This window comes from Wenjunlia vitaminophila DSM 41686, assembly GCF_000380165.1.
GTDB lineage: Bacteria > Actinomycetota > Actinomycetes > Streptomycetales > Streptomycetaceae > Wenjunlia > Wenjunlia vitaminophila.
The window spans coordinates 70,680-86,298 of sequence record NZ_KB904702.1 but is presented as its reverse complement, the minus strand read 5'-3'; the positions used below and the strand labels follow the sequence as shown (position 1 = coordinate 86,298).

Here is a 15,619-nt window from a genome sequence, read left to right as displayed (position 1 = left end):
GCCGCCAGGTACGGAAGGGGCGATCGATGTCGACGCAGACGGCGGCTCAGCGGCGGGCCGAGGCGAAGGCGAGCTACAACGCGTTCATGGACGGCTGTCCCAGCCGCCAGTTGCTCGACCGCATCACCGACAAGTGGGTCGCGTTGATCCTCGCGGCGCTTGGCAGCGACGGCCCGCACCGCCCCGGGGTCGCCCACGAGGACGGGCCCCGGGCGATGCGCTATTCCGAACTGTCCCGCCGGCTCGCGGGCGCCAGCCAGAAGATGCTCACCCAGACCCTGCGCTCCCTGGAAGCCGACGGCCTGGTCACCCGTACCGTCACGCCCACCGTGCCCGTCACCGTCACCTACGAGCTGACCGACCTCGGTCTGTCCCTGAACCACGTCATGGCCGGCCTCAAGGTCTGGGCGGAAACGCACATGACCGACGTACTCGCCCACCGCGAGGAACACCAGCGCACGGCAGCCGAAGACTGAGCTTGTTGGTCGTACCTGCGGCCAGCCGAACCGGGGCGTTCGACGGTGTTCGGCGAACCGTGTCCGCGCCAGCGTCTCGGCACGATCCGGACCGTGGTCAGCCTCGGAGCGGGCCCGGAGGCACCCGACCGGTCCTCAGTGGCGAAGTGGATCACTGTGCGAGCCGCCCCTGATCGTTTTCGTCGACGAACTGCTGTGCTGGTGTTCCCCGAGGCTGCTGGCGCCCGGGGATGCCGTGTATCGCGGGCGTATCGGAAACCGCATACGCCACCGCGACAGCGTTTCGTCTTCAGTGGAGGCATGGACCACGGCGCACCACTGAGGGGAAGGCCGTGATCGTGGACTCGGTTACGCGGCGCCGGTCAAGCTCATCAACAGCCAGTGGCAGCCGTGGCCTTGGCGGGTGAGTACGCGCGGGTGGAGTTGCCGCGGCGGGGCGACCCGGGCCCACGGGTCCAGCCGGAAGCGGAGGCAGTGTGATCACCAGGGGGTGGCCCGATTGGGTCGGGACGTTCACCGGCGTGGCATTCGTCACGGTGGCCGTGCTGCCGTTGGTCGCGCTGACCGTGTGGGCTCTGGCACGCCGTCGGAGTGCCACCGGCACCACGCCGGCGTGGGCGTGGCGCACGTCGCTGGCCGAGGTCGGCATCGTCTACGGGACGGTGCCGTGGGTGTGGATGATCATGCTGCCGGGCGAACGGGCCGGCGACGTCCCCGGACGGGTGAGCCTGGTACCGCTGCGGGACCTGTTCACGATGTCGTCGGGCCAGGTCATCGGCAACCTCCTGGTGTTCGCGGCGCTGGGGTTCCTCGCCCCGTTGCGGTTCGCGGCGCTGGCGTCGGTTCCGCGAGTCCTGGCGCTCGCGGCGGGCTGCTCGGCCCTGGTCGAGACCGCGCAGTACGTCCTGCGGTTGGACCGGGTGTCCTCCGTGGACGACGTCCTGCTCAACAGCGCCGGCGCCGGGCTGGCCGCGCTGGCGTCGCGCCGCTGGTGGCGCGCGACGGCTGGAACGTCGTCAGACCGACCCCGAACGGCCCCGGGACGCTGAGTGGCCCACGGGACGTTGGTCCGCGGGACGTTGGCCAGCGGCCTGGGCGGCCTGGGCGGCCTGGGCGGCCTGGGCGGGCCGGACGGGCCGGGGCGTGCTCATGTCGGCGCCATGCCGTGCTGCCTAGGCATGCGTGCATGCGCGTGCTGATCGTGGAGGACGAGCCCTACCTGGCCGAAGCCGTCCGCGACGGTCTCCGGCTGGAGGCGATGGCCGCCGACATCGCCGGCGACGGCGGCTCCGCCCTGGAACGGCTCACCACCAACTCCTACGACCTCGTGGTCCTCGACCGTGACATCCCCGGCCCCTCCGGCGACGAGGTCGCCCGACGCATCGTCGCCTCCGGCAGCGGCATCCCGATCCTCATGCTCACCGCCGCCGACCGCATCGACGACAAGGCTTCGGGGTTCGAACTCGGCGCCGACGACTACCTCACCAAACCGTTCGACCTCCGGGAGCTCGTCATGCGGCTGAGGGCGCTCAACCGCAGGCGCGCGCACCTGCGACCCCCGGTCAGCGAGATCGCCGGTCTCCGGCCTGACCCCTTCCGCCGGGAGGTGTTCCGCGACGGCCGCTACGTCGCGCCCACCCGGAAGCAGTTCGCCGTGCTCGAAGTCCTCGTCGCCGCGGAAGGCGGTGTCGTCAGCGCCGAGGAGCTCCCGGAACGGGCCTGGGACGAGAACGCCGACCCCTTCACCAACGCCGTCCGCATCACCGTCTCCGCACTGCGCAAACGGCTCGGCGAACCGTGGCTCATCGCCACGGTGCCCGGAGTCGGCTACCGCATCGACACCGGCAGTACCCTCCCCGGCGGTACCCGTGAATAGACGCCCGGGGCTCAGCGCACGACTGAGACTCACCCTCAGCTACGCGGGGTTCATCCTCCTCGCCGGCGCGCTCCTGCTGGCCGTGGTCTGGGTGTTCCTGCTGCACTACGTACCCGACAACCCCCAGGGCCTTCTCGGGATCGCGCCCAACCGCCACCTCCTCGTGCGCATCTTCGGCCCCGCCGCGGCCGCGGCACTGGTCCTCCTCCTGGTGTTGGGCCTGCTGGGAGGATGGTTCCTCGCCGGCCGGATGCTCGCGCCGCTCACCCGGATCGCCGACGCGGCACGGATGGCCGCCAACGGATCGCTGTCCCACCGGTTCCGCATGGAAGGCCCCCACGACGAGTTCCGCGAACTCGCCGACGTGTTCGACGCCATGCTCGAACAGCTCGAATCCCACGTCACCGAACAGCAGAGGTTCGCCGCGAACGCCTCCCACGAGCTGCGCACCCCGCTGGCCATCTCGAGGTCACTCCTCGACGTCGCCCGCAAGGACCCCACGCGGGACCACGGTCAACTCATCGAACGCCTCCACACGGTCAACACGCGGGCGATCGACCTCACCGAGGCCCTCCTGCTGCTCAGCCGCGGCGACCGCGGGGACTTCACCCGTGAGCCCGTTGACCTCTCCCTCATCGCCGAGGAAGCCGCCGAAAAGCTGCTTCCCCTCGCCGAACAGCGCGGCATCACGCTCGACGTCACGGGCGGGACCACCCAGACCCTCGGCTCCGCGGCCCTCATCCTGCGGATGGTGACGAACGTCGTGCAGAACGCCATCGTCCACAACCTCCCCGCCGGCGGAACCGTGACGGTCCACACCGACCCGCAGCACGGTGCGAGCGTGCTGCGGGTCGAGAACACGGGCCCGTTGCTCCCCTCGGAACTGGTACCGACGCTCACCGAACCCTTCCAACGCGGAACAGCACGCGCACGCACCGACGGGCACGCCGGTGTCGGCCTCGGGCTGGCCATCGTGCACAGCGTCGTCCGGGCACACGAGGGGACCCTCGACCTCGCACCGCGCCCCGCCGGCGGTCTCCTCGTCACGATCCGACTCCCCGGAACGCCGCAGGCACACCACCCGGGGCCGCCGCTGGCTACCCCGCGGCAGCGGTGGCGCGGTGGGCGTCCACGGCCCGCTCGACGTCCTCGAGCAGCAGGTCGTCGTTGATGGCGATGCCCGCCGAGGAGCCCATCCCCGCCGCCGTGACCACCTGGGCCCTGGGGGTGGCGACGTTGCCGGCGACCCACACCCCGAACGCGGTGGTCCGGCCGGTGGCGTCGGTGGTCACCCAGCCGTCCTCGTCCCGGGCGCAGCCGAGGGCGGTCAACAGGTCGTCGTTGGGCACCATGCGGGGGCCGAGGAACACCGCGGTGCGCGGGACCACCCGGCCCTCGGCCAGTTCCACCCCGTGCAGCCGGTCGCCGGTCACGACGAGGCGACGGACCGCGCCGTCGATGACGCGCACCCCGTGGGCGGCGAGCCGTTCCCGGTCCTCGTCGGTCGGCCCCTGGTGGTGCGGGAAGTAGACGACGTCCGCAGACCACTGCCGCAGCAGCAGGGCCTGGTGCACCGAGTGCGGGTGGGTGCCCAGCACCCCGATCGGCTGGTCCCGGACCTCGTAGCCGTGGCAGTACGGGCAGTGCAGCACGTCCTTGCCCCACCGTTCCCGCACCCCGGGGATCTCCGGCAGTTCGTCCCGCAGGCCGGTGGCCACCAGGACGCGCCTGGCCTTCAGCTCGCGGCCGTCGGCCAGCCGCACGTAGAAGCCGGGACGCACCTCCGCCACCCGGGCCCGCAGCAGCTCCGCCCCGTAACCGGAGACCTCGGCCCGGCCCACGGCGAGCAGTTCCGCCGGGGGCGTGCCGTCCCGCGACACGAAGCCGTGCATGTGGGCGGCCGGGGCGTTGCGCGGGGCCCCGGAGTCCACCACCGCCACCCGGCGGCGGGCCCGGCCCAGCACCAGGGCCGCATTCAGGCCGGCCGCTCCCGCGCCGATCACCACCACGTCGTACACCGAGCCGTTGTCCACGTCGTTCGCCTCCCACATCGGGATCACCTCCGCGGCCAGGGTGCGGCAGCGGCTCGCGGGCGGCAAACATCGTTGCTGTTTCTGGGACGCGTGGTGGAATGGGGGCATGGAGCACAACGACGCGATCGCCCAGGCAGTCGCCGAGGTCGGCCCCCGACTCAAACGCCTGCGCACCGGGCGCGGTGTCACGCTGGCGGCCCTCTCCGCGGCCACGGGCATCTCCAAGAGCACCCTGTCCCGCCTCGAGGCCGGCCTGCGCCGCCCCAGCCTCGAGCTGCTGTTGCCCATCGCCCAGGCCCACCAGGTGCCCCTGGACGAACTCGTCGGCGCCCCCGAGGTCGGCGACCCGAGGGTCCGTCTCACGCCCCGCACGGTGTTCGGGACCACCGTGCTGCCGCTGACCCGGACCCCCGGCCCGCTCCAGACGTACAAGATGGTGATCCCGGTCGAGCGTTCCACCCCTGACCCCCGCACCCACGAGGGGTACGAGTGGCTGTACGTCCTGGCCGGGCGGCTCCGGCTGGTCCTGGCCGACCACGACCTGGTGCTGTCCCCGGGGGAGGTGGCCGAGTTCGACACCCGTCTGCCGCACTGGTTCGGGTCCACGGGCGACGCCCCCGTGGAGTTGCTGAGCATCTTCGGCCGTCAGGGCGAACGCATGCACGTCCGCGCCCGACCCCGCCGGCGAGAGGGCACCGGGGCCGGGGACGACGGGGACGGGTCGGGAAACGGCGAGTCGGGAAACGGCGAGTCGGGGGCGGGGAGCCGGACGGCGAGGTGAGAACGGGAGGGGGCGGGGGGCGGCGGCTCAGCCGGGTTTGCGCATCGCGGCCCGGATGCGGTCGGCGTGCGCGTGGACGTCCACGGCCGGCGGTGGGGCCGCCGGCTCAGGGCGGAAGGTGGCGGGGAGGTGGCCGGGCTCGCGGCGGAGTTCGTCGCGGCAGTCGCGGCACAGGCCGTCCGGGAGGGTTTCGAAGTCGCCGGGGCGGTCGCACCCCACGCAGACCAGGACCCAGTTCCCGCTGGGAGGTGCGCCCTCGGCGCGCGCCAGGACATGCGTCGGTTCGGGTTCGGGTGGCAGTTTCATGGTCAGCCTCTTTCTGGCGAAGGCGCCCGGGCAGTGCACCTGCGGGGGAAGTCCGGCGGTGAGGGCGCGGGCCAAGTGGTCAGGGGTGACGCCCCGGGCAAGCCACTCGGCGGCGAGGGGTTCGAGCGCGGCGCACTCGGCGGCGGCCAGGGTCATCCGGGGATCGACGCGGCCGAGGGAGGCCAGCGCCGTGTAGGCGGGGGAGCGGACGGGGGAGGTGGCCGGCGGAGTCGTGGGGGCGGGGGCTGGTGTGCGGGTTGGGGCGGGGACCGGTGGCGGTTCGGGTGACGGGTTGGGTGACGGTGTGGGTGACGACTCGGACGGCGGGGGAGGTGGGGGAGGGGGCGGCGGGGAAGGGGGCGGTGTTTCGCGCGGTTCGGGGTCGGGAGGCGCCTGCGGCGGGGACGGCGGCCGGGAGTGCTCCGGCGTGGCGTCCTGGCGCCCCAGGTACGCGGACCACCAGGACTCCTCCCGTGCGGTGCGGGAGAAGTAGCTGCGCCAGACCCACTGTGTGCCGCCGCTGACCTGGTCCCGGACCCGGCGCAGATGACCCTGGCGGCACAGGTTGTTGAGGGCGGAGCGAACGGCCTGCTGGCCGTAGTCGGGCAGTTCCCTGGCGAGGGTCTTGACGTCCATCGCCGCGCCTTCGGGGAGTCGGTCGATGTGGGTGGCGATGGACGCCTCCCGGGGCGGGAGGTGGGCGAAGTCCCCACCCTTCCGGGGGAGTTGGTCAGGCGCTGACCGTTTCCCGTAACCCGGACGGGCCATCGGGGGAGCGTAGGGGCGGGGGGACTCGATAAGCTGCGTGTCAGCCACTGGATCGGAACCGTTACTTTCGATCTGGAGGTCAGGCCCCCGACTGGTGTTGCAAGCACCGCGGGGGCTGTCCTTTTGGTCACGAACCGTACACGTCGTGCGCGCCCCGTTGCCAACTGACAGCGGAGAGTCAACATTTCGGGTGGACTTGGCGCGCTTATGTGACGAGCATGCGGCTTCGCGTGAAGTGCGCGCATTGGGTGGGTGGGTGGGTTGTTCATCCACCCATTCCTTGGAAAGACGCTCGAGTCTCGACACCCGAGGCCCGAGGCCCGAGCGTCGGGAACCGGGTGGTCCGCGTCAGGCGTTGAGCCCGTCCGTGCCCTCTTCGGCGTTCGGGGGTGCCGGGTCACCGAGTGGATCACTCCGGTAGGCACCACGCCAGATCCGTGTGGGGGAGGTGCACCGACTGCGACTCCGGCGTGACGCGTAGGCGGAAGGCAGCCGTTGGAGGAGAACCAGCGGCGCGCCAGGCGGCCACGGCCCGCTCGGCCCGGTCCCACATCGGGCGGGGACCACCCTGTCGGACGCGCCAACCCCCGTCGGGTTGCGGCAGGAGCGTCGCGTAGGAGCCGTCTGTGGCGATCAAGTGGTCCAGGTAGGGACTGTCGTCGCCGACCCGGGTCCGGAGGTGCTGCACGGTCGGCAGTGCGCCCTGCACGACGAAGCGGCCGGTCCAGTCGGCAAGGATGTCCGGCCCCAGGGACGTCGGCCGGCCCTCGCCGGTCCCGGCCATGGCCGAACGGCTGTCGATCGGTGGCGGGGCGTCCCGGCGTGCCTGCATGAACGAGACGTGCCCGGGGAGGAACGCGCCGGTCGCGTGCCCCGGCCCGTGGACGGTCAGCCGGACCTGACCGTAGGCGTACAACCAGCCGGAGAGGTTGGTGAGGATCACGGCCCCGGTGTCGGCCTGGTCCAGCCAGGGAGCGGGAACGCGGCGGACCGAGCAGGTGGCGATGACGCGGGTGAACGGCGCGCGGTCCGGCACCCCGTCGAGACCGTCGCCGACCACTAGGTGGGGGTGGTACCCGGCCCGGCGCAGCGCTGTCGCCGCGCGGGCCGAGGTGTTCGGGTCGATCTCGACGGAGGTGACCCGGCGGTCGCCGAGGCGTTGGGCCAGCAGGGCCGTGGAGTAGCCGGACCCGGTGCCGATCTCCAGCACCTCGTCACCGTCACGGACGGACAGGTCCTCGAGCATGCCCACCACCAGTCCGGGCAGCGTGGACGAGGAGGACGGAGCCCCGTGCACCGGGTCGGCCACGTCGGACGGCACCACGTGCCCGTCGAGTTGGGTGACGAGCGTGACGTCGGAGTAGACCCGGTCGAGCGCTGCCTTGTCACCGGTGACCGGAGTCCACAGCGTTCCCCGGTCGGTGTCGTCGCGATCGAACCAATCCGCGACGAACACCTCCCGCGGCACCGCCTCGACCGCGGCGCGCCATTCCGCCGAGCGCAGGGCACCGGAGGCCGAGAGGCCGTCGGCGAGGCGACGCCGCAACGTCGCGCCGTTCGGTGCCGCCGAACCGGTGGCGGGCTGAGACGGGGGTGTGGTGTTCATGCGCAGGCTCCGTTCAACAGGAGGTCGGCGATGGCCCTGGTGATCGGCAATCCGGTGGCGTCCTCGATCCAGCCGTACTGCCCGCTGGGGTTCGCCTCGTAGAACAGCCAGGTCCCCGACGCGGTGAGCGCGAAGTCGAACGCGGCGTACAGAAGCCGCAACTCGCGCATGTATGCCCTGATCCCCGAGGCGACCGGGTCCGGGACCGCACTGATCCGGTAACGGTGACACCGATAGTCGGTGCGCCAGTCGAGAAGACCGGAGTCGATGCGTGCGGCGAACAACTGGCCATCGACGACAGTGATCCGGACGTCGGCGATCGAATCGATGCGGGCCTGGAAGAGGTGGGCAGTGCCGGCCACGCCGTCGTCGATCTCCTGAGGGCTCACAGCCGTCGTCCAGACGGTCAGTGGTCGGTCTTCCTGGTCCCGGTAACGGGCCGCCCGTAACACCTTGTACACAACGGGGCCGTGCTTCTTGGCGAACGAGCGGGCGGCCTCCGGATCTGAGGTGATCAGTGTGGGAGGTACGGTCAGCCCGGCGCGTACAGCGACGGCCAGACCAACCGTCTTGAAGGAAGCGGCGGCCGTCGCGTGCGGATGATTCACCTGCGTGCACGGCAGTGCCGCCAGCACACCGCCCAGACCGTGTCGTGCCTGGGCGGTAGCGAACAGCGCGTCCTGCTCGGCCAGGTGCTCGAAGGCCGCGCCGTAGGGCGTCGGATGTCGGTGGTACACCGAGCGGACCCGGTCCAGCAGGACGCGGCGGCTTGGCGTTTCCAGAACACCGTGAATACCGGTCACCGGGTTGACGCGAGCGACGAGCGAGCAGCGTGTGGGGAAGTCGGCGCCTGGATCGACCCTCGCCACAGGAACGCCCCGCCCGTTCAACTCGCTGATCACCGCGTCGGCCGTCTGGTCCTCGAGCGCGGCGCTCACCAGGACGGAGTTCCTGGTTCGACTCACGCCTCGTCCTCGTCGGCCCTTACGACCGGCCGCTGGTCCGGCGCGCCGCCCCCGCCGGGTGAGTTGCTGTCCCCACCTCCGGTTGCTTCCTGGGTCTCCGTGGCGGGCGAGGTCTTCGAGTGCCTGCCCAAGTGGACGACCTCACCGGTGATGTCCCGGTAGACGGTGGTCTGCGTGGCAGGGTCCAGGCTCGCGCTGCTGTATGGCATCCGGACGCTCGCCCCTGGCCCGTAGCCCGTCAGGTACCCCAGTCCCCACGGGCGTGGACTGCGCGCATTTTCCATTCTTCCCCCTCAGTAACGAGGCTGTCCCAGGTGAACCGATCTGCACAGGAGTGACAGCTAGCCAGGGAGTGTTGGACACCTATTCTTGAGGAAACTCGCAGACGCAAGAACAGTCAAGGCTAAGTATTAATTCTCAGATCAGATGGTTGCGGCTTTGCCGCTTTGTTGATTCTCGTGTGACGGTTTTCCGTCGCTTGCGCAGACTTCTTTGATCTTCATTTTTGTAACGGGTGAATGACCCGCCCCCTCGCCGGCAGGTGGGGAACCTGCTGGTTGTTCACGGCAAGGGGGCGGGGGCTCGTGTGGCGATCGGGTCCTGTGGCGTGGCGGTGGTCAGGGTGGTGGGAGGAGAGCCGTGTCGGGGTGCTGGAGTGTCGTGGCGTCCGCGAGCCATTCGACGCCGCCGCCCTCGGGGCGCAGGAAAGCGACGTGCTTGCCGGGCGCGGTGCTGCGGTCGGCGATGAGCTCCTCGGCCGGCAGGATGGCCTGGAGGACGCCGGTCCGGCCGGTGGCGGGGTCGTACATCGGCTGACCGGGTTCGGGCAGCGGGCGTTGGGGTTTCCGCGGCGGCGCGGGCGGCGACGGTCGCCGACGGGAGGCGCGGGACGGGGAAGCGGTGCCCCGGGGGCGCTGGCTTGAGCGTTCGGTGGTCATGGAGACGGTCCAAGTTCTGCTCTGTGGCAAGGAGTTCGCTTTGGTGAGGGACATTCGGCCACGGCGAACGTGAGCCGAACGAGTGGCCCATCACTCTGCGTGTCACCATCATTGCTCTGCGAGGCTACGGTGGGCAGCGTTGTGGCCACGCCAGCGCCACCGGGGTGAGGGAGGCACGCGGGATGAGTGAGACGAGCACGCGGCCGAGGACAGCCAACGGAGCCGGGCTGTTCGGCGCCGAGGTCCGCGCCTGGCGGACCCAAACGGGCCTGAGCCAGCGGGAACTCGGCGAGAAGGCCAACTACGGCCAGCAGTACGTGGCCAAGGTCGAGGCCGGCGAGCGGTTGGCGAGCAGGGAGTTCGCCGTGAGCTGCGACCGGGCCTTCGGCACACCCGGCACCTTCAGCCGGCTGCGGGAACGGGCGAGCCAGCAGGGGTACCCGGCGTGGTTCGTGCCGTACGTGGAGCTGGAACGCCAGGCGACGGGCATCCTGAACTACTCAGCGATGCTGATCACGGGGATCTTGCAGACGGCGGATTACGCCCGGGCGGTGTTCCGTGCCACCAACCCCCGGGAGGACACGGAAACCATCGAGACCAAGGTGGCGCGACGGCTCAGGCGACGAGAGGTGATGGAGGGCGATGCGCCGCCGCTGCTGTGGTGCGTGCTCAATGAAGGGTGTTTGCGTACCGTCGTGGGCGGACGAGGGTTGATGCGCTCCCAACTCGCACACTTACTGGCTGAAGCGGAGTCTCCGCACGTCACACTCCAGGTACTACCGTTTAGCGCGGGAGCACCTCCATCGGTGGGGAGTTTCACCTTGCTGACGTTCGGCGAGGGGCCGGACATCGCGTATGCCGACGCGGCGACGTCCGGCCTCCTGATCGACTCGACGGCCGAGGTTGTGGAGGTGGTTGCCGTGTACGAACGGCTCAGGGCCGCAGCTCTGAACCCCGACGAGTCGTTGTCCATGATTGGCAGAGTGATGGAGGGCTACGTCTGATGACCAACATCCTGGGGATCTCCGACACTGCGTGGGTGAAGTCCAGCTACAGCAGCGGCCATGAGGGCGAGTGCGTGGAGTTCGCGCCCGGTCATGCCGTTGTTGCCGGGATAGTTCCTGTCCGGGACAGCAAGGACCCGGCGGGTCCGGCGCTGGCCTTCTCGGTAGCCGCGTGGAGCGCGTTCACCGCCGCTGTGCGGCGCGGAGAGTTCCCCGGCGTCTGAGTTTCGGTTCTCTGTATCGGTAACAGGCCTTCATGTGGTTTGGGACCAAACCCGGGCGCGGACTTGCTGGCACCAAGAGCCGTGGGCGGCCAACCATGCCGGGGAACACCATGAACATTCCTGTTTGCAAGAACCGTCGCGGCCCCAGGACCCGAGGGGCTATGCGCCCAGGGCTGCGGCGCTGCACCCCGACCCGTCGCTGTCCATGATTCGCAGAGTGATGGAAGGCTACATCTGATGACCAGAACCCTGGCGATCTCCGAAACCGCATGGGTGAAGTCCAGCTACAGCAGTGGCGACGAAGGTGAGTGCGTGGAGTTCGCGCCCGGTCATGCCCTCGTTACCGGGATGGTTCCTGTCCGGGACAGCAAGGACCCGGCGGGTCCGGCGCTGGCCTTCTCGGCAGCGGCGTGGAGCGCGTTCACCGCCGCGGTGCGACGCGGGGAGTTCCCCGGCGTCTGAGTTCGGTTCGTTTGTACGTGATCGGTAACAGACCTCCATGAACGTAGGGTTGAGGTCAACCCTGGGTAGCAGACTCGTGGCAACCGAGAGTCGAGATCGGCCGTGCGCGGCCGACCATGGGGGGACACCATGAGCACTCCTGTCTGCAAGAACCACCGCGGCCCCAGGGGCCGGAGGGCCTACGCGCTCGGGGCCGCGGTGACCACCGTGCTGCTCGCGTCCACGGCGTGTGGGCAGAGCGAGGCCGCCACGTCGGACGACGCCAAGTCCTCGGACCGGCCGAGTGTCGCGGCCTCGACCAAGCCGAGCGAGGCGGCCTCGACCAAGCCGAGCGAGACAGCTCCGACCAAGCCGAGTGAGGCGGCTTCGGTGAAGGCCAGCGAGACCTCGGGCACCACCGGGGGCAACAGCGGCACCAGCGACAGCAACACCAACAACACCGGTGCCAAGACCGCCATCGCCGGCTGCGCCGAAGACGCCCTCGCGGTCTCCGCCACGAAGGAGCCCCCGGACAGCAAGGAGGCCAGGCACCTCCTCATCACCGTCCAGAACGTTGGCAACGTGAAGTGCAACCTCTACCGCTACCCCCACATACGTCTGGGCGCCGACGCGCAGACCACCGTCCCCGTGATCGAGGACAGCGACCCTGATCCGGGGAAGCCCGTCACCATCGCTCCGGGTGAGGAGGCCTACGCCGCTCTGCTGGTCAGCGGGGGCGCCAGGGACGAGTACGAGGCGAAGAGCATCACCCTTCGCCTCCAGGGTCCCAAGGTCGGCAGCGACGACAGCGGGCCGATAGACGTCACCATGCCGGTCAAGACGCTGTACGCGGACGACGGCCAACTCGTCACCTACTGGACGACTGCTTCCGGCTTCGCCCTGGACTTCATCATGTCGAAGTGACCCGTCAGGGTTCGAAGCGGTAGCCCATGCCCGGTTCGGTGATCAGGTGGCGGGGGTGGGCGGGGTCGTCCTCGAGTTTGCGGCGGAGCTGGGCGAGATAGACCCGCAGGTAGTTGGTCTCCGCCTGGTAGGTGGGGCCCCAGACCTCCCGCAGGAGCTGTTTCTGGGTCACCAGGCGCCCCGCGTTGCGGACGAGGAGTTCCAGGACGTGCCACTCGGTGGGGGTGAGCCGGATGTCGGTGCCGCGCCGGTTGACCTTCTTCGCGGCGAGGTCAACGGTGAACCCCTCGGTGGAGACGACGACGGTGTCCGTGGTGTCCGCGGGTGTGGCGCGGCGGATCGCCGCGCGGAGGCGGGCGAGGAGCTCGTCCATGCCGAAGGGTTTGGTGACGTAGTCGTCGGCGCCGGCGTCCAGGGCCTCCACCTTCTCGTCCGAGGCGTGCCGCGCGGAGAGCACGATGATCGGGACGCGGGTCCAACCGCGCAGGCCGCGGATCACCTCGGTGCCGTCCAGGTCCGGAAGGCCCAGGTCGAGTATGACCACGTCGGGGTGGCGTTCGGCGGCGAGGCGGAGGGCTTCGGCGCCGTCGCGGGCGGCGTCCACCTGGTACCTGCGGGCGCGCAGGTTGATGGTGAGGGCGCGGAGGATCTGCGGCTCGTCGTCCACCACCAGCACCCGTGGCATGGAGGACTCCTGTGGCTGGGCGCCGGTCATGTGGTCGCCTCCGCGGGGAGGGCGGGACGGGTGGGGGGACGGCCGGGGGCGGTGCGCAGGGTGAGCACCATGGTGAGGCCGCCGCCGGGGGTGTCCTCGGCGACCAGGCTGCCCCCCATGGCCTCGGCGAAGCCGCGGGCGACGGCGAGGCCGAGTCCGACGCCGTTGCCCCGGGGCACGTCGCCGTACCGCTGGAAGGGTTCGAAGATCTCCTCCTTGGCGGGGTCCGGCACACCGGGGCCGCGGTCGATGGTGCGGAGTTCCACGCGGTCGCCGAGGGTGCTCGCCGACAGCCGGACCGGCTGGCCCGCCGGGCTGTACTTGACGGCGTTCTCCACGACGTTGGCGACGACGCGTTCGAGCAGGCCGCGGTCGGCGTGGACCATGGGCAGGGTCTCCGGGACGTCCAGGTCCACCACGCCGGGCTCGGGCAGGCCGCGCAGGGCCAGGGGGACGACCTCGTCCAGGTCGGTCTCGCGGACCAGGGGGTTGACGGCGCCGGTCTGTAGCCGGCTCATGTCCAGCAGGTTGCCGACGAGGTTGTCCAGACGGTCGGCGCCCTCCTCGATGGCGGCGAGCAACTCGGCCTCGTCCGCGGGGGACCAGGCGACGTCGTCCGCGCGCAGAGAGGACACCGACGCCTTGATCGCGGCCAGCGGGGTGCGCAGGTCGTGGGAGACCGCGGCCAGCAGCGCGGTGCGGATCCGGTTGGACTCGACGAGGTGGCGGGCCCGCTCCGCCTCGGTGACCAGCCGTTGGCGTTCCACCACCACCGCGGCCTGGGCGGCGAACGCGCCCAGCACCCGGCGGTCCTCGGCGGGCAGCACCCGGCCGCGCAGGGCCAGGGTCATCCCCTCCCCGACGGCGACGTCCACGTCGGCGTCGTCGGGTCGTCCGGCCGGGTGTGTGCCGACGCTGCCGGTGCGGGTCCAGGGGGAGTGCGGGTCCTGGCGTTCCAGCAGGGCCACCGACTCCATCCCGAAGGTCTCCCGGACCCGTTCCAGCAGCGCCGTCAGCGCGGTCTCGCCGCGCAGCACGCTGCCGGCGAGGAAGCCCAGGATCTCCGCCTCCGACTGGGCCTGGGCGGCCTGCCGGGTGCGGCGGGCGGCCAGGTCCACCACGTAGGCCACGCCCGCTCCGACCGCGACGAAGACGGCGATGGCCAGGATGTTCCTCGGTTCGGCGATGGTCAGGGTGTGGGTGGGCGGGGTGAAGTAGTAGTTGAGCAGCAGGGAGCTGACCAGGGCCGCGGCCAGTGCCGGCAGCAGGCCGCCGACGAGGGCGGCGGCGACCGTCACGGCGAGCAGCAGCATGGTGTCGCTGGCGAAGCCGGGGTCGGGGGCGACGGCGGTGAGCGTGACGGTGAGCAGCAGGGGGGCCAGTACGCCGGTGAGCCAGCCCAGGGCGGTGCGGGTGCGGCCGAGTCCGGCGGGCGGACGGCGGGGGCGTCCCCGGCCCTTGGCGGCGTGCTCGTGGGTGACGATGTGGACGTCGAGGTCGGGGCCGGACTCCCGGGCGACGGTGGAGCCCACCCCGGGGCCGAAGAGGTACTGCCAGGCCCGCCGCCGGCTGGTGCCGAGGACGATCTGGGTGGCGTTGACGCCGCGGGCGAAGGCGAGCAGCGCGCTGGGCACGTCGTCGCCGACCACCGGGTGGAACGTTCCGCCAAGGTCCTCGACGAGGTCCCGCTGGACGGCGAGCTCGTTCGGCGAGGCCGTGGTCAGGCCGTCGCTGCGGGCGACGTGGACGGCGAGGACCTCGCTGCCCGAGCCCTTGGCGGCGATCCGGGCGGCGCGGCGGACCAGGGTGGCGCCCTCGGGGCCGCCGGTGAGGCCGACCACGATCCGTTCCCTGGCCCGCCAGGGGGTGGAGATGCCCTTCTCGGCGCGGTACTTCTGGAGGTACTCGTCCACCCGGTCGGCGGTCCACAGCAGGGCGAGTTCCCGTAGCGCGGTGAGGTTGCCGGGCCGGAAGTAGTTGGACAGCGCCGCGTCGATCTTGTCCGCGGAGTAGACGTTCCCGTGGGCGAGGCGGCGCCGCAGCGCCTCGGGCGACATGTCCACCAGTTCGATCTGGTCGGCGCGGCGGACCACCTCGTCGGGGACGGTCTCCCGTTGCCGCACCCCGGTGATGGACTCCACCACGTCGCCCAGGGACTCCAGGTGCTGGATGTTGACCGTGGACAGCACGGTGATCCCGGCGTCGAGGAGGTCCTCGACGTCCTGCCAGCGCTTGGCGTTCCTCGAGCCTGGGACGTTGGTGTGGGCGAGCTCGTCCACCAGGGCCACCGCGGGGGCGCGGGCGAGCACCGCGTCCACGTCCATCTCGGCGAACGTCGAACCGCGGTACCGGAGCTGTCTGCGGGGGACGACCTCGAGCCCGTGCAGCCTCACCTCGGTGCGCGGGCGGCCGTGGCACTCGACCAGGGCGACCACCACGTCGGTGCCGCGTTCCAGCCGGCGGTGGGCCTCGGAGAGCATGTCGTGGGTCTTGCCGACGCCGGGGGCGGCTCCGAGGTATATGCGTAGTTTGCCGCGGGCCATGGCTCCATTGTCTTCCATA

The 15,619-nt window shown here is 71.0% G+C and carries 17 protein-coding genes; 9 read left to right on the top strand and 8 right to left on the bottom strand.

Annotated features, from left to right (window positions below; translation table 11 throughout):
• Positions 1–26: 26 nt before the first annotated feature.
• The 4 genes from A3IG_RS0122580 to A3IG_RS0122565 all read left to right on the top strand — a co-directional run bounded on the left by A3IG_RS0122580 (position 27) and on the right by A3IG_RS0122565 (position 3,523).
• On the top strand, positions 27–476 hold the full coding sequence (locus A3IG_RS0122580; protein ID WP_018385867.1) for a winged helix-turn-helix transcriptional regulator: 450 nt from the start codon (positions 27–29) through the stop codon (positions 474–476).
• A gap of 476 nt (positions 477–952) precedes the next feature.
• Entirely contained in the window at positions 953–1,525 is a 573-nt protein-coding gene (locus A3IG_RS0122575; protein WP_018385866.1) for a VanZ family protein, read from the top strand.
• Between the two features lie 137 nt (positions 1,526–1,662).
• A complete protein-coding gene (locus tag A3IG_RS0122570; RefSeq protein WP_018385865.1) occupies positions 1,663–2,352 on the top strand; it encodes a response regulator transcription factor in 690 nt (229 codons plus the stop codon).
• Entirely contained in the window at positions 2,345–3,523 is a 1,179-nt protein-coding gene (locus A3IG_RS0122565) for a sensor histidine kinase (protein WP_018385864.1), read from the top strand. Before A3IG_RS0122570 ends, A3IG_RS0122565 begins: the two co-directional genes overlap by 8 nt.
• On the opposite strand, the gene A3IG_RS0122560 is transcribed toward A3IG_RS0122565, so the two are convergent.
• A complete protein-coding gene (locus tag A3IG_RS0122560) occupies positions 3,450–4,403 on the bottom strand; it encodes an NAD(P)/FAD-dependent oxidoreductase (protein WP_018385863.1) in 954 nt (317 codons plus the stop codon). The two genes, A3IG_RS0122565 and A3IG_RS0122560, sit on opposite strands and share 74 nt — an antisense overlap.
• 88 nt (positions 4,404–4,491) lie before the next feature.
• Between A3IG_RS0122560 and A3IG_RS0122555 the strand changes: the two genes are divergently transcribed.
• The gene (locus A3IG_RS0122555; RefSeq protein WP_018385862.1) at positions 4,492–5,166 is read left to right on the top strand and encodes a helix-turn-helix domain-containing protein; all 675 of its coding nucleotides are present in this window, start codon (positions 4,492–4,494) and stop codon (positions 5,164–5,166) included.
• 27 nt (positions 5,167–5,193) lie between these two features.
• Here A3IG_RS0122555 and A3IG_RS34380 read toward each other — a convergent pair whose 3' ends face one another.
• The 5 genes from A3IG_RS34380 to A3IG_RS30890 all read right to left on the bottom strand — a co-directional run bounded on the left by A3IG_RS34380 (position 5,194) and on the right by A3IG_RS30890 (position 9,620).
• Positions 5,194–6,240 (bottom strand): hypothetical protein, encoded by a 1,047-nt coding sequence (locus A3IG_RS34380; protein ID WP_018385861.1) that lies wholly within the window; start codon positions 6,238–6,240, stop codon positions 5,194–5,196.
• A 409-nt stretch (positions 6,241–6,649) separates the two neighbouring features.
• A complete protein-coding gene (tgmC, locus tag A3IG_RS30900) occupies positions 6,650–7,846 on the bottom strand; it encodes an ATP-grasp peptide maturase system methyltransferase (RefSeq protein WP_018385860.1) in 1,197 nt (398 codons plus the stop codon).
• Positions 7,843–8,811, bottom strand: a complete 969-nt coding sequence (gene tgmB / locus A3IG_RS0122540; RefSeq protein ID WP_026220561.1) for an ATP-grasp ribosomal peptide maturase — start codon at positions 8,809–8,811, stop codon at positions 7,843–7,845. The genes tgmC and tgmB overlap by 4 nt, the downstream gene beginning before the upstream one ends.
• Complete coding sequence (gene tgmA / locus A3IG_RS30895) at positions 8,808–9,095, bottom strand: putative ATP-grasp-modified RiPP (RefSeq protein ID WP_078500853.1); 288 nt, start codon at positions 9,093–9,095, stop codon at positions 8,808–8,810. Before tgmA ends, tgmB begins: the two co-directional genes overlap by 4 nt.
• A 333-nt stretch (positions 9,096–9,428) precedes the next feature.
• Positions 9,429–9,620: a hypothetical protein gene (locus A3IG_RS30890; RefSeq protein ID WP_018385857.1), complete on the bottom strand. Its 192-nt coding sequence runs from the start codon at positions 9,618–9,620 to the stop codon at positions 9,429–9,431.
• A 311-nt stretch (positions 9,621–9,931) separates the two neighbouring features.
• On the opposite strand from A3IG_RS30890, the gene A3IG_RS0122525 reads away from it, so the two are divergent.
• From A3IG_RS0122525 to A3IG_RS0122505, 4 genes are all read left to right on the top strand, one after another.
• Entirely contained in the window at positions 9,932–10,753 is an 822-nt protein-coding gene (locus A3IG_RS0122525) for a helix-turn-helix domain-containing protein (RefSeq protein WP_018385856.1), read from the top strand.
• On the top strand, positions 10,753–10,977 hold the full coding sequence (locus A3IG_RS0122520) for a DUF397 domain-containing protein (protein ID WP_018385855.1): 225 nt from the start codon (positions 10,753–10,755) through the stop codon (positions 10,975–10,977). The genes A3IG_RS0122525 and A3IG_RS0122520 overlap by 1 nt, the downstream gene beginning before the upstream one ends.
• A 237-nt stretch (positions 10,978–11,214) precedes the next feature.
• Positions 11,215–11,439 carry a DUF397 domain-containing protein gene (locus A3IG_RS0122515; protein WP_018385854.1) on the top strand — a complete coding sequence of 75 codons (225 nt, stop codon included), beginning with the start codon at positions 11,215–11,217 and terminating at the stop codon, positions 11,437–11,439.
• 129 nt (positions 11,440–11,568) lie between these two features.
• The gene (locus A3IG_RS0122505; protein WP_078500851.1) at positions 11,569–12,342 is read left to right on the top strand and encodes a DUF4232 domain-containing protein; all 774 of its coding nucleotides are present in this window, start codon (positions 11,569–11,571) and stop codon (positions 12,340–12,342) included.
• 4 nt (positions 12,343–12,346) lie between these two features.
• Here the strand turns inward: A3IG_RS0122505 and A3IG_RS0122500 are convergent, their stop codons facing one another.
• Positions 12,347–13,027, bottom strand: coding sequence for a response regulator (locus tag A3IG_RS0122500; RefSeq protein ID WP_026220560.1), 681 nt, complete (start codon positions 13,025–13,027; stop codon positions 12,347–12,349).
• 26 nt (positions 13,028–13,053) lie between these two features.
• On the bottom strand, positions 13,054–15,600 hold the full coding sequence (locus A3IG_RS0122495) for a sensor histidine kinase (protein ID WP_018385850.1): 2,547 nt from the start codon (positions 15,598–15,600) through the stop codon (positions 13,054–13,056).
• Positions 15,601–15,619: the final 19 nt, after the last annotated feature.

Bases quoted from the DNA above. Each gene is read 5' to 3' on its own strand.
- A3IG_RS0122520 (WP_018385855.1), top strand. From the start codon at position 10,753: ATGACCAACATCCTGGGGATCTCCGACACTGCGTGGGTGAAGTCCAGC.
- A3IG_RS34380 (WP_018385861.1), bottom strand. From the start codon at position 6,240: ATGGCCCGTCCGGGTTACGGGAAACGGTCAGCGCCTGACCAACTCCCC.
- A3IG_RS0122525 (WP_018385856.1), top strand. From the start codon at position 9,932: ATGAGTGAGACGAGCACGCGGCCGAGGACAGCCAACGGAGCCGGGCTG.
- A3IG_RS30890 (WP_018385857.1), bottom strand. From the start codon at position 9,620: ATGTACGACCCCGCCACCGGCCGGACCGGCGTCCTCCAGGCCATCCTG.
- tgmC (WP_018385860.1), bottom strand. From the start codon at position 7,846: ATGAACACCACACCCCCGTCTCAGCCCGCCACCGGTTCGGCGGCACCG.
- A3IG_RS0122580 (WP_018385867.1), top strand. From the start codon at position 27: ATGTCGACGCAGACGGCGGCTCAGCGGCGGGCCGAGGCGAAGGCGAGC.
- A3IG_RS0122495 (WP_018385850.1), bottom strand. From the start codon at position 15,600: ATGGCCCGCGGCAAACTACGCATATACCTCGGAGCCGCCCCCGGCGTC.
- A3IG_RS0122555 (WP_018385862.1), top strand. From the start codon at position 4,492: ATGGAGCACAACGACGCGATCGCCCAGGCAGTCGCCGAGGTCGGCCCC.
- A3IG_RS0122560 (WP_018385863.1), bottom strand. From the start codon at position 4,403: ATGTGGGAGGCGAACGACGTGGACAACGGCTCGGTGTACGACGTGGTG.
- A3IG_RS0122515 (WP_018385854.1), top strand. From the start codon at position 11,215: ATGACCAGAACCCTGGCGATCTCCGAAACCGCATGGGTGAAGTCCAGC.
- A3IG_RS0122505 (WP_078500851.1), top strand. From the start codon at position 11,569: ATGAGCACTCCTGTCTGCAAGAACCACCGCGGCCCCAGGGGCCGGAGG.
- tgmA (WP_078500853.1), bottom strand. From the start codon at position 9,095: ATGGAAAATGCGCGCAGTCCACGCCCGTGGGGACTGGGGTACCTGACG.
- A3IG_RS0122500 (WP_026220560.1), bottom strand. From the start codon at position 13,027: ATGCCACGGGTGCTGGTGGTGGACGACGAGCCGCAGATCCTCCGCGCC.
- A3IG_RS0122570 (WP_018385865.1), top strand. From the start codon at position 1,663: ATGCGCGTGCTGATCGTGGAGGACGAGCCCTACCTGGCCGAAGCCGTC.